Annotated in this window: 10 protein-coding genes; 1 reads left to right on the top strand and 9 read right to left on the bottom strand. The window is 52.6% G+C overall.

The annotated features are described in order from the left end of the window. Nucleotides 1-193: 193 nt before the first annotated feature. The 6 genes from ABIC79_RS13570 to lolC all read right to left on the bottom strand — a co-directional run bounded on the left by ABIC79_RS13570 (nucleotide 194) and on the right by lolC (nucleotide 6,424). A complete protein-coding gene (locus ABIC79_RS13570; RefSeq protein ID WP_126124253.1) occupies nucleotides 194-820 on the bottom strand; it encodes a hypothetical protein in 627 nt (208 codons plus the stop codon). 200 nt (nucleotides 821-1,020) lie between these two features. Next, nucleotides 1,021-2,250, bottom strand: coding sequence for a peptidase T (gene pepT, locus ABIC79_RS13565; RefSeq protein ID WP_354567390.1), 1,230 nt, complete (start codon nucleotides 2,248-2,250; stop codon nucleotides 1,021-1,023). A 146-nt stretch (nucleotides 2,251-2,396) separates the two neighbouring features. After that, nucleotides 2,397-3,224, bottom strand: a complete 828-nt coding sequence (gene cobB / locus ABIC79_RS13560) for a Sir2 family NAD+-dependent deacetylase (RefSeq protein ID WP_013576224.1) — start codon at nucleotides 3,222-3,224, stop codon at nucleotides 2,397-2,399. 50 nt (nucleotides 3,225-3,274) lie between these two features. After that, nucleotides 3,275-4,525: a lipoprotein-releasing ABC transporter permease subunit LolE gene (gene lolE, locus ABIC79_RS13555; protein WP_037037364.1), complete on the bottom strand. Its 1,251-nt coding sequence runs from the start codon at nucleotides 4,523-4,525 to the stop codon at nucleotides 3,275-3,277. Further along, complete coding sequence (lolD, locus tag ABIC79_RS13550) at nucleotides 4,525-5,229, bottom strand: lipoprotein-releasing ABC transporter ATP-binding protein LolD (RefSeq protein ID WP_013576226.1); 705 nt, start codon at nucleotides 5,227-5,229, stop codon at nucleotides 4,525-4,527. Before lolD ends, lolE begins: the two co-directional genes overlap by 1 nt. Beyond that, on the bottom strand, nucleotides 5,222-6,424 hold the full coding sequence (gene lolC / locus ABIC79_RS13545; protein ID WP_013576227.1) for a lipoprotein-releasing ABC transporter permease subunit LolC: 1,203 nt from the start codon (nucleotides 6,422-6,424) through the stop codon (nucleotides 5,222-5,224). Before lolC ends, lolD begins: the two co-directional genes overlap by 8 nt. 238 nt (nucleotides 6,425-6,662) lie before the next feature. On the opposite strand from lolC, the gene mfd reads away from it, so the two are divergent. Then, the gene (gene mfd, locus ABIC79_RS13540; RefSeq protein ID WP_354567386.1) at nucleotides 6,663-10,106 is read left to right on the top strand and encodes a transcription-repair coupling factor; all 3,444 of its coding nucleotides are present in this window, start codon (nucleotides 6,663-6,665) and stop codon (nucleotides 10,104-10,106) included. 74 nt (nucleotides 10,107-10,180) lie between these two features. On the opposite strand, the gene ABIC79_RS13535 is transcribed toward mfd, so the two are convergent. The 3 genes from ABIC79_RS13535 to ycfP all read right to left on the bottom strand — a co-directional run bounded on the left by ABIC79_RS13535 (nucleotide 10,181) and on the right by ycfP (nucleotide 13,245). After that, a complete protein-coding gene (locus ABIC79_RS13535; RefSeq protein ID WP_013576229.1) occupies nucleotides 10,181-10,717 on the bottom strand; it encodes a glycine zipper 2TM domain-containing protein in 537 nt (178 codons plus the stop codon). Nucleotides 10,718-11,075: 358 nt separating this feature from the next. Beyond that, nucleotides 11,076-12,380: an NAD(P)/FAD-dependent oxidoreductase gene (locus tag ABIC79_RS13530; RefSeq protein ID WP_013576230.1), complete on the bottom strand. Its 1,305-nt coding sequence runs from the start codon at nucleotides 12,378-12,380 to the stop codon at nucleotides 11,076-11,078. Between the two features lie 322 nt (nucleotides 12,381-12,702). Continuing rightward, nucleotides 12,703-13,245 (bottom strand): alpha/beta hydrolase YcfP, encoded by a 543-nt coding sequence (gene ycfP, locus ABIC79_RS13525; RefSeq protein ID WP_013576231.1) that lies wholly within the window; start codon nucleotides 13,243-13,245, stop codon nucleotides 12,703-12,705. Nucleotides 13,246-13,291: the final 46 nt, after the last annotated feature.

Genomic DNA, 13,291 nt, shown 5'->3' with positions numbered 1-13,291 from the left:
TGATTGTGTTCATGTGATATCACTCCTGAATTAATTGCAGTCAATAGAGTATGGCACTGGCTACTTCAGGGAGGGGCGTCCATAACATCACTACACAAGGCAATGGCGCAGACGGCTACCGGATAGCGCTGCACGGAATGGAGCGTCTAAAATAACAAACGCAATGCTGTCGGGCTTTCACAGCCCGACGAAGTTATCGAAGCCGCAGCAGGCGTTTGAAAGGATTAAGGTTCAGAGATTTGGTATGCAGACTTATTTTTATGGCGAGGTCTTTATCTCTCAGATAATTACATGCCACCCCTACACGCTTAGGCGTACAGGGTAAAAAACCACCCTGCATATAGCCAAAGGCCCTGGCACGTAATGGTGAAGCGATAAGTCCTGCATTGATGACCCGGCCAACAATATTAGCGCAATTCTTCCCGACGGTACGAAATGATGATCCTCCTGCTTTATGACAAATATCATACCAGGCTGTTTTCATCGCACTCTCGTCCAGGTTCATCAATCCATAAATAACATCTGGTGGGTTACCTTCGGTACGGGCATCAGAACGATAAGTCGTTGAACTGGTATTCCCCATGCAAGCGATTCTTGAAGGGTATTTACCGAACATGATTTTTTTATCTTCTGTTTGTGGCCACCAGCTGACATAAGGACTGGTTTCTAAAATATCACCAATAAACATTGACGCATGGCCTACATTCCCACCATCCGGATACCAGATTAATACCCATGCACTATAACAAGTGCCGGTACCACGAGTCGGGATGCGAGTTCTGACAAAATCCCGCAGTGATGCTACATCCTTTAATTCCATTTTCTCAAATCCGTAGAGGCAAAAATGTATTTTACAGACAGGAGAAATGAGAAAAAAATACAAATTAGAGATACGAAATCAAGATATATTTAGGCAGGTTATCTGTCATAACCAGATAAAATGGTTAACACGCTGATAATAAAGGGCAATCTAACCAGCCTTATATTGTTAAACGTTATAACTCAAAGGCTGAACAGGATTTATTGAGATCTTTCCGCCGTCAGTTCCGCGATACGCATAATCACTGCAACCGCTTTTTCCATTCCTTCGAGCGTTACGAATTCGTGTTTGCCATGGAAGTTATAACCGCCGGTGAAGATATTCGGGCATGGCAAACCGCGAAACGAAAGTTGCGCGCCATCAGTGCCACCACGAATGGGCTTCATGATTGGCTCGATATCGCAATCTTTCATCGCCTGCTGAGCCAGCGCAATAATGTGCGGATGCTGAGCCACTTTGTCGCGCATGTTGTAATAGTGATCGTCGAGCGTCACTTCGATATAACAATCACGGTGCAGGCCTTTGCCGACCACGTGTGCGACATCAATAATTTTTTGCTTACGGGCTTCGAACTGCGTTTTGTCGAAATCACGGATGATGTAATGCATTTCCGCACGCTCAACGTTGCCCTTGATGGTCGTCAGATGGTAGAAACCTTCGTAACCTTCTGTATGTTCGGGCGTTTCATCTGCAGGCAGCTCGTTGTGAAAACGCGTCGCCAGTGACAGCGCATTCACCATCACCCCTTTGGCACTGCCCGGATGCACATTATTACCGACAATTTTAATCGTGGCCGACGCAGCGTTGAAGTTCTCAAACTCCAGCTCCCCCACTCCGCCACCGTCGACGGTGTAGGCCCACTGCGCGCCGAATGCAGGAATATCAAAACTCTGCGCGCCTTTGCCGATTTCCTCGTCTGGCGTGAAGGCGATACGCACCGGTCCGTGCGGAATATTGCTGTTTTTCAGTCGCACCATCGCGGTAATAATTTCTGCGATACCAGATTTATCATCAGACCCGAGCAAGGTTTTGCCGTCGGTGGTGATAATCGTGTGCCCGAGAAGCTGATGTAATACCGGGAACATCACCGGAGATAATATTTCATCGCCATTACCCAGTGCGATATCGCCGCCGCGGTAATTTTCCACAATTTGTGGATTAACGTGTTTAGCCGTGAAATCAGGCGCGGTATCCAGATGGGAAATAAAACCAATCACCGGCACTTTCCAGGCCACATTGCCTGGCAAGGTGGCCATCACGCAGCCTTTATCACTGAGCGTAACCTGAGAAAAACCTAGCTCGGTCAGTTCATTACGCAGGGCCTGCGCCAGCCTGAGTTGTCCATCGGTGCTGGGCGTGTATTTAACATTGGGCTTAGATTGAGTATCGAAAGAAACATAATGAAGAAAACGATCAAGCAACTTATTCATTTGGGTATCCTCTGGCGGCTGGGTTTTATTATGCGCAGCATGAAAACCCTGAATATTGCGTCAGGTCATTTTTCACCAAGTTTAACGAGATATGTCTATGGGGCAGGCGCAATTTTTGGCGAGAACAATAAAAAAAAGCCTGGTGATCACCAGGCCTGGTCTTTCTTGGTCAGGAACTTATGGACAAATTCCGGTACGACCTGGCTCGCCAGCCCGTAGTGCTTCATATCGAATTCGCTTTCAACCTGACTCGGTTCAAGATTCAGTTCAACAGCACAGGCGCCGCCGATGCGCGCTTCATGGACAAATCCCGCGGCCGGATAAACGTGGCCAGACGTACCGATAGCGACAAAAAAATCGGCTTTAGCCAGCGCATCGTAAATCTCGTCCATGCCAAAAGGCATTTCACCGAACCAGACTATGTGCGGGCGCAACGGTGCCGGAAACTGACAGCAATGACAGCGGTCATCCACAGTCAGATCGCCCGGCCAGTCCAATACCTGCCCCGATTGCGTACACCGCACTTTTAGCAATTCGCCGTGCATATGAATGACGCGTAAGCTGCCCGCGCGCTCGTGCAGGTTATCGATATTTTGCGTAACCAGCAGGAAGTTCTCACCGAGCGCTTCTTCCAGCGTGGCCAGCGCGTAATGTGCGGCATTCGGTTTGAGATCTTCTGCCTGCAACTGACGGCGGCGCTCATTATAAAAACGCTGTACCAGTTCAGGATCACGGCGATAGCCTTCGGGCGTCGCCACATCCTCAACATGATGTTCTTCCCACAAACCGTCAGCGGCGCGGAAAGTACGAATGCCAGACTCGGCGGAAATCCCTGCGCCGGTCAGCACCACGACAAACGGCTTCTTCAACGACGCAGCCGCCATCGAGTCACGGTGGAAAATATTCGACCGGAACCGCTGATGGCGAATGCGCTTATTTTTGCGAAACCGACACAGACGATGACGTGTGCGCATGAAGTGCTCCTTACTCTCTGTGTCTGATTAAGACTTCATTTAAAAATGGATTACTGACCGCCACTGAGTACGCGGGCAGGATCGATACGGCTCGCACGCCGCGCCGGATACCAGCTTGCCAGCAAACTCAGCACCAGGGCGGTTACCAGCACCCCTGCGACATCCAGCCAGTGAACTTCAGAAGGCAGGAAGTCGATGAAATAAATATCGCCCGACAGGAACTGGTGACCGGTCAGTTTTTGCAATGCATTGACGATGTTAGTCAGCTGGAAGGCCGCAATCACGCCGATCACTACACCTGCAACGCTGCCGACCAGCCCCGCCAGTAAACCGTACCAGATGAAGACTGCGCGGATAAGTCCGTCTTTCGCACCCAGTGTGCGCAAAATCGCAATATCGCTGCTTTTATCTTTCACCGCCATCACCAGCGTTGAAACGATATTGAAGCAGGCCACACCAATCACCAGCACCATCGCCATATACATGATAGCGCGCACCATCTGGATATCACGGTACATGTAGCCATAAGTTCCGATCCAGCTGCTGATATAAACGTAAGCCTGAGTCACTTCACCGGCGTCGTGCACCAGTTTCTGTGCGGCAAAGACATCGTTCACTTTGATATCAATACCGGTCACGCTGCTGCCCATATCCTGATATTGCTGGGCATCGGCCAGAGGCACCATGCCAAGGCTGTGATCAAGTTGTCCGCTGAGCTGCAAAATACCGGCAACCTGCAGGCGAATACGTTTTGGCTGCAACAGCTTCATTTCCGGGTCGCTGTTCGGGATCATCACGGTCACCCAGTCGCCCTGCTTCACGCCCACCGCATCCGCGACGCCTTTGCCGAGGATCAACTGTTGCTGACCGGCTTTAAAATTTTGCCAGGCATTATTCTGCACGAATTTCGGCGCGGCACTGACACGTGGTTCACTCTGTGGATCAACACCTTTCAGTTGGATGGCGCGCAGTTTGGCGCCGTGCTCAATCAGGCCGTTGAACTGGATATAGGGTGCAGCCGCCACAATACCCGGCACTTTTTCCACCCGATCCAGCACACCCTGCCAGTTGTTGAACGGCTGATTGACCGGCCGGATTTCGCCGTGCGGTACGACCGCCAGTACGCGTTCTTTCAGCTCACGTTCAAAACCATTCATGGCGCTGAGGCCAACGATCAGCACCGCCACCCCCAGTGCAATGCCTAACGTTGAAATCACCGAAATCAGCGACACCATGCCGCTGCGACGGCGTCCACGACTGAACCGCAGGCCAATCAATAATGAAAAAGGAATGCCAGACATTACTTCGCTCCCAGCAACATCGATTCCTGCTGCAACTTGCCGTCACGCATTTCCAGCTGACGCGTCAGACGGTTCGCCAGTTGCAGATCATGCGTCACCACCAGAAACGCCGTGCCCTGGCGCACATTCAGTTCGCCGAGCAATTCGAAAATGCTGTCGGCATTGCGCTGATCGAGATTACCGGTCGGTTCATCGGCCAGCACCAGCGAAGGATTATTCACCAGCGCACGGGCAATTGCCACTCGCTGACGTTCACCACCGGAAAGCTCGGAAGGACGGTGATTGCTGCGATGTTGCAGTCCCACCGCTTCGAGCATCGCCAGCGCGCGTTCCTGCACTTCGGCAGATTTCTTTTTGCCAATCAGCAGCGGCATCGCGACGTTTTCCAGCGCGGTGAAATCCGGCAGCAAATGGTGGAACTGATAAATGAAGCCCAGCTCGCGGTTACGCAATTCAGATTTCGCCGATGAAGACATCGCATTCAGAGACTGGCCTTTGAAAATCACTTCGCCGGACGTCGGGGAATCGAGTCCGCCCAGCAAATGCAGCAAAGTACTTTTGCCGGAACCGGAGGTGCCGACAATCGCCATCATCTCACCCGGCTGCATAGCGAAACTGACGTCACGCAGCACGTCGGTGTGCATTTTACCTTCCTGATAAGTCTTACAGAGGTTTTCACACTGCAATAATAAAGAATTACTCATAACGTAAAGCCTCTGCGGGATGGGTGGCAGCAGCGCGCCAGGAAGGATAAAGCGTAGATAATAAAGCAATAGCCATAGCAACCAGCGCGATGACCACGACCTGAACCGGTTCGATATCGACCGGCAGCGACGCGCCATCGAGCATCAGCCCGATAGCTGGCATAATTGTATTCAGTTGGGTGGCCAGCACCACGCCGAGCACGGCACCGAGCAACGCGCCGATCACACCGGCACTGGCACCCTGCACCATGAACAGCGCCATAATCTGGCGACGGCTTAAGCCCTGTGTTTGCAAAATGGCCACTTCGGCTTGCTTCTCCATCACCAGTAAACCCAGTGACGTAATAATGTTAAACGCGGCGACGGCGACGATCAGGCTCAGCAACAGCCCCATCATATTTTTCTCCATGCGCACCGCCTGGAACAATTCGCCGCGGCGTTCACGCCAGTCTTTCCAGCTTGCACCGTCAGGCAGTTTTTGCGTACTCAGACTGTCGACGTCCAGCGGTTTGTCGAGGAACAAACGCCAGCCGGTGACATTGCCTTTCGGATACAGCATCAGACGTGAGGCGTCCTGAATGTTCACCAGCATCTGGTAACCATCCACTTCGCTGTTGGCGGAGAAAGTGCCGATAACGTTGAACAAACGCTGGCTCGGGACGCGGCCGACTGGCGTGAACTGGCTGACACTGGTGACCATCAGACGCAGTTGATCGCCACGGCGCACTTTTAACTGCTGCGCCAGCTGATCGCCAAGAATAACGTTGTATTTACCGGGTTGAAGTTCCTGCTGGGCAACCCCAATTAAGTATTTCGCCAGCGGGTCTTTCTGGTCAGGATCGACACCGAGCATCACGCCCACCGCGACGCTGCCTGGGCTTTGCAGCACGACATCGCCGGTGGTCAGCGGTACAGCGCGGTTAACACTTTTCAGCGCCGACACCTGTTGATGGGTGATTTTCTGAGGGTCGAGGGATCCGCCCGGCGTGGTGATTAACGCCTGAGGCATCAGACCCAGGATGTTACCTTCCAGATCTTTCTCAAAACCGTTCATCACTGACAGCACGGTCACCAGCGCCATCACGCCGAGAGTGATACCAATGGTGGATAACCAGGAGACAAACCGCCCGAAGCGGTCCGAAGCACGCCCGCGCATGTAGCGCAGACCTATAAATAACGCGACAGGTTGATACATAACATCCGTTTTAAGTGCTTGGCCGCAAATAAGTGCGTGGCGCAGACTAAAGTGATCAAGGATAATAAAGGCTAGCACCGCTTTATGGAACCATTAACCCAAAGTAATCGGTTTAACTTTGTGACGCCGTTGACCCTTTTATACAGACAACGGGTTGACCCCGATTACCCCTGCAAAGCAAGATACGGTCTGCTAATTGGCCTCCGACAGCCGCCAAAACGAGAACTCAACACAGCCTATGTCTCAAGATTATCGTTATTCGTTGCCTGAACGCCCGGGCGACAACCGCCTGTTAGGCCAGCTTACAGGCTCCGCCTGCGCGCTGGAATGCGCCCAAATCAGTGAACGCCATACAGGCCCGATCCTGCTGATTGCGCCTGATATGCAAAATGCCCTGCGCCTGCGCGATGAAATTCAACAGTTTACTGACAACAAAGTCCTGAGTATTGCGGACTGGGAAACGCTACCTTACGACAGTTTTTCTCCACATCAGGAAATTATTTCTTCACGCCTTTCCAGTTTGTATCAGCTTCCTACTATGGAACGCGGCATCATTATTCTGCCGGTGAATACGCTGATGCAACGCGTCTGCCCGCACGAATTCCTGCACGGTCACGCGCTGGTGATGAAGAAAGGTCAGCAGCTTTCGCGCGATAAATTGCGTGCACAGCTGGAACAGGCCGGTTATCGCAGCGTAGATCAGGTGATGGAGCACGGCGAGTTTGCCACCCGTGGCGCTCTGCTGGATTTGTATCCGATGGGCAGCGAAGAACCTTATCGCATTGATTTCTTTGATGATGAAATCGACAGCCTGCGCATTTTCGATGTGGATACCCAGCGCACGCTGAGTGAAGTGGAACATATCAATCTGCTACCCGCGCACGAATTTCCAACCGATAAAAATGCCATTGAACTGTTCCGCAGCCAATGGCGCGAGAAGTTCGAAGTACGTCGCGATGCCGAACACGTTTATCAGCAGGTCAGTAAAGGGACCTTCCCCGCCGGTATCGAATACTGGCAGCCGTTGTTTTTCAGTCAGCCTCTGACCACGCTGTTCAGCTATCTGCCGGAAAACACGCTGGTGCTGAATACCGGCGATCTCGAAGCCGCCGCTGAGCGCTTCTGGCAGGACGCCTGCCAGCGTTACGAAAGCCGCCGGGTCGATCCGATGCGTCCGCTGCTCGAGCCGGAAAATCTCTGGCTGCGTGTGGAGTCGCTGTTTACCGAGCTGAAAGCCTGGCCACGTGTTCAGCTGCGTACTGATTCGCTGCCGAAGAAAGCCGCCAATACCAATCTGAGTTACGAAAAGCTGCCAGATTTATCCGTTCAGCCGCAGAATAAAGCGCCGATGGATAACCTGCGTCGCTTTAATGAATCCTTTGCCGGCAGCCTGGTATTCTCTGTAGAAAGTGAAGGCCGCGGCGAAACGCTTCAGGATTTGCTGGCACGCATCAAGCTGATGCCGACGCTTATCACCCGGATTGAAGAAGCCGATATCGCCGGTCGTTACATCATGATCGGCGCGTGCGAACGTGGTTTTCTGGATGCGGATAAACAGCTGGCGCTGATTTGTGAAAGCGATCTGCTTGGTGAACGCGTGGCGCGTCGCCGTCAGGACAGCCGACGGTCGATCAACACCGATACACTGATCCGTAATCTCGCCGAACTGCGTCCCGGCCAGCCGGTAGTGCATGTCGAACACGGTGTGGGCCGTTATCTCGGGCTGACAACGCTTGAAACCGGCGGCATCACTGCCGAATACCTGATACTGACCTACGCCGGTGAAGACAAACTGTATGTGCCGGTATCATCGCTGCATCTCATCAGCCGCTATGCCGGTGGCGCGGATGAGAGCGCGCCGCTGCATAAACTCGGCGGTGAAGCCTGGTCAAAAGCGCGGCAGAAAGCGGCCGAGAAAGTGCGCGATGTCGCTGCGGAACTGCTGGATATCTACGCCCAGCGCGAAGCCAAAAGTGGTTTCGCGTTTAAGCACGACAAAGCACAGTATCAGCTGTTCTGTCAGGCTTTCCCGTTTGAAACCACGCCGGATCAGGCACAGGCCATTAACGCGGTACTGACTGACATGACCCAACCGCTGGCGATGGACCGGCTGGTATGTGGCGACGTCGGTTTTGGTAAAACCGAAGTGGCGATGCGCGCAGCCTTCCTCGCCGTTTCCAACAATAAGCAGGTGGCCGTTCTGGTACCGACCACCCTGCTGGCACAACAGCACTTCGATAACTTCCGCGACCGCTTCGCCAGCTGGCCAGTGCGCATCGAAATGATGTCGCGTTTCCGCAGCGCCAAAGAACAAAACGTCGTGCTGGAAGATGCGGTTGAAGGCAAAGTCGATATTATTATCGGCACACACAAACTGCTGCAAACCGATCTACGCTGGAAAGATCTGGGACTGCTGATTGTCGATGAAGAGCACCGTTTCGGCGTACGTCATAAAGAGCGCATCAAGGCGATGCGTGCAGACGTAGATATTCTTACCCTGACCGCAACGCCTATCCCGCGTACGCTGAACATGGCCATGAGCGGCATGCGCGACCTGTCGATTATTGCCACACCGCCTGCACGTCGTATGGCGGTGAAAACCTTTGTGCGCGAGTACGACAGTCTGGTCGTGCGTGAGGCAATCCTGCGTGAAATTCTGCGCGGCGGGCAGGTTTATTATCTCTACAACGATGTCGAGAATATCGAGAAAGCCTCGCAGCGGCTGGCCGAACTCGTGCCGGAAGCGCGCATTGCCATCGGCCACGGTCAGATGCGTGAACGCGACCTCGAGCGTGTGATGAATGATTTCCATCACCAGCGTTTCAACGTGCTGGTGTGTACCACCATTATCGAAACCGGTATCGATATCCCGACGGCGAACACAATCATTATTGAGCGCGCCGACCACTTTGGTCTGGCGCAGTTGCATCAGTTGCGTGGCCGCGTAGGGCGGTCACACCATCAGGCCTATGCGTATCTGCTGACGCCGCCACCGAAAGCCATGTCGGCCGATGCACATAAACGTCTGGAGGCCATTGCCTCGCTGGAAGACCTGGGTGCCGGTTTTGCGCTGGCGACGCACGACCTTGAAATCCGCGGTGCTGGCGAACTGCTCGGCGAAGGCCAGAGCGGCCAGATGACCAGTATCGGTTTCTCGCTGTATATGGAGTTGCTGGAAAACGCCGTCGAAGCGTTGAAAGAAGGCCGCGAGCCATCGCTGGAGGATTTAACCACCAGCCAGACCGAAGTTGAAATGCGCATGCCTGCGCTGCTGCCGGAGGATTTCATTCCTGATGTGAATACGCGCCTGTCGTTGTATAAACGTATCGCCAGTGCGAAAACCGAAGGCGAACTCGATGAACTCCGCGTTGAGCTGATCGACCGTTTTGGCACACTGCCGGACGGTGCGCGCAATCTGTTGCTGATTGCCGTGCTGCGCCTGAAAGCCAAAGAACTCGGCATCCGGCGGATTGAAGGCAACGAGCGCGGCGGATTCATTGAGTTTGGCGATAAGAACCGTGTGGATCCGGGCTTCCTGATTGGTCTGTTACAGAAACAACCCCAGGTTTACCGGCTGGACGGCCCGACAAAACTGAAGTTTGTGTTAGATCTGACTGATCGCCCGAAACGCCTGAAGTTTGTCGGTGACATGCTGAATGAGTTTACTGAGCATCTGATCTGAATCTGATCTTCATGCGTTAAAAAAAGCCTGAGGTTTTCACCTCAGGCTTTTTATTTTCCACACTTCCCGCTTGATTATGAACGGGTAAGTTGCAACTGACCGCTTTTATCCAGCGGAATTTGTGTGCCCGGATCGTGGTCCATACGAACTTTCCCTTGCTGATCGCCTATTTTATAGGTCACATCATAACCGAGCGTTTTATCTTCTTTGTCATACACGGTTTTACAGCGCTGCTGTTGCGTGGTGTAGGTGTCGTTTTCCTGCATGCTGCTCTGCACGCGGTTACCCGCATAGCCACCGCCCAATGCACCCGCTACCGTCGCAACATCACGTCCGCGGCCGCCACCAAACTGGTGACCCAGTACACCACCGGCGACTGCACCGAGCACGGAGCCAGCAATCTGATGTTCATCCTGTACAGGACGTCGGTGAGTGACCGTCACATTACGACATTCCTGACGCGGGATTTTCGTGGTTTCTTTGATTGGCGTCGCGCTGACAACCTGCGCGTACTCCGGGCCAGATGAAAAAACATTCATGCTTGCAACGCCAGCAATGCCCAACGCCGCAGCCACACCGATACCGACCCCAGCTAACATTGACTTGTTCACAGGACTTCCTCCGCAAATGTTACCACGCAATGACTCCGTTACCGGAGTCCCTCAGCGGACAGCTTCACATCTGAGGTTCGGCGTGCGTGAATCGCCGTCTGTGACCATCTGTTCTTGTAAACTTATTGTTAAGTCTGCACACCTAAACGTAAGCAAACAATAAGACGAAATCTGTAAGTGAGATAAACAACCGGTGCATCCCCCTGTTTCGGAGAATTCTTAGCAGACAACCTCATCGTGGCGGGATCTTATGCTGTTCACAGGGGTATTCATGCAGATAAGAAAAAGCCTGTCAGAAACAGGCTTTGGGCTATGAAACGATTCAGCTGACGTTGAAAAAAATATCAGCGGACAGGTATCAGTGCAGTTTAAGACGCGGACGGATCACCCGGTTAATGCCGCCGACCAGCATCATCAGACCGGTTTTAATGTAACCGTGCAATGCAATCTGGTGCATACGGTACAGCGAGATATAAACCAGTCTCGCCAGACGGCCTTCGACCATCATAGAACCGCGCATCAGGTTACCCATCAGGCTGCCGACAGTACTGAAGCGTGAAAGGGAAACCAGTGAACCGTGGTCTTTATAGACGTAAGGTTTCAGGCTTTGCCCCTTACGCTGCGCCATGATGTTGGCAAAACAACGGGAGGCCATCTGATGCGCTGACTGCGCACGCGGTGGCACGAAACCGCCGGATGGCTGCGGACAGGAAGCGCAGTCGCCAATCGCATAGATGTTCGGGTCGCGCGTGGTCTGCAGCGTCGGTTCCACCACAAGCTGATTGATACGGTTGGTTTCCAGACCCGCGATGTCTTTCATGAAATCAGGGGCTTTAATCCCCGCCGCCCAGACCATCAGATCGGCGTCAATGAATTCGCCGGACTTGGTGTTCAGACCGTTCTTATCCGCGCTGGTCACCATGGTTTGCGTCAGAACGCGTACGCCCAGTTTAGTCAGCTCGTTATGCGCCGCAGCAGAAATACGCGGTGGCAGCGCAGGCAGAATACGTTCACCGGCTTCCACCAGCGTGACGTTCAGCGCTTCGCTGTCCAGCCCTTCGAAACCGTAGCTGTGCAGTTGTTTTACCGCATTATGCAGCTCGGCAGACAGCTCGACACCCGTCGCCCCGCCGCCAACAATCGCAATGTTCACTTTCTTCTGCTTGTCTGCACTGGCAGAGAATTTGAGGAACAGGTTCAGCATTTCGTTATGGAAACGGTGCGCCTGATGCGGGTTATCCAGGAAGATGCAGTGGTCTTTGACGCCCGGTGTACCGAAATCGTTAGACGTGCTGCCCAGCGCCATCACCAGGGTGTCGTACGCAATATCCCGTACCGGCACCAGCATTTCGCCGTTCTCGTCACAGATTTCAGCCAGTTTGATGGTCTGATTTTCACGGTCGATATCGGTCAGTGAGCCAATCTGGAAGGTGAAACCGTGGTTGCGGGCATGAGCCAGATAGCTCAGCGCATCCACGCCGTCATCCAGACTGCCGGTCGCCACTTCGTGCAACAGGGGTTTCCATAAATGGCTGTGGTTACGGTCGACCAGAATGATCTCCGCTTTTTTGTTGCGGCCAAGTTTATGGCCCAGGCTGGTCGCCAGTTCCAGACCGCCGGCGCCACCGCCGATAATCACAATTTTCTTCATTGGTGATGTCAAAATGACCCCCTCAAATGTGAACCAATTGTTATATAAGAGTAAAAATATAATCCTTATATAACATAGGGTTGCTTAAGTTAAATCGGTATCTGAGACGGAGGATATCACGCGTGGTGATTTGGTCATACCAAAATTGATATAGGTCAATTTAAATTCATTTGGCTAATTTGACTTAGGAAAATGGCACGCATTTTGACATCTTTAAATCAGCAAGTTAGACGCGGATCTGCCATGAAAACGAATTCTGAAGCGGGAATGTCACAAATAAAAAACCACTGCGCAAAGGCAGTGGTTTTAGCGATTTCAGAAACGAAATGTTAAATCAGACGATATTTTTGAACGCTTTAATGCGTTGCAGATGCGTCGAGATATCTTTGAATTTATGGCTCTGATGCTCGTCCCATTCAACCGGATAATAGTGATGCAATTTCTCAGCCGTTTTGCTGCTGTCGAGCACGCCATCTTCACGGGATAAAATCACCAGACAGCGGTCGCGGTTTTTCTCGCGGAAATCGCTGATGCACTTGGTGGCGATATCTTCATACTCTTCCGGGCGGTCGATTTTCCCGGTCATATTATCCTGCGGTGACAAATTCGGATTGAACATCACCTGGCGGATCCCGCACAGGAAACCGATGCGTTCAGCCCAGAATCCGCCAAGTCCGACGCCGCAAATCAGCGCATTCTTGTCCGTCGTTTCCTGCAGCACTTTATCCACTTCTTTTAGCAGATGTTGCATGTCATGACGCGGGTGCAGCGTGCTGTAACTGATGAAGCGCACGTCCGGATCAATGAACTGTAACTGCAACACTTTCTCGTGATTACCGGGACTGGTTGAATCGAAGCCATGCAAATAGATAATCATCGTTTACCTCATCCTGAATGTGCGTTGAACCCTTCACGTGGTCGGA

The organism is Rahnella sp. 2050, from assembly GCF_040544515.1.
GTDB classification, from domain to species: domain Bacteria; phylum Pseudomonadota; class Gammaproteobacteria; order Enterobacterales; family Enterobacteriaceae; genus Rahnella; species Rahnella aceris.
This window is presented reverse-complemented; position numbering and strand designations above follow the sequence as displayed.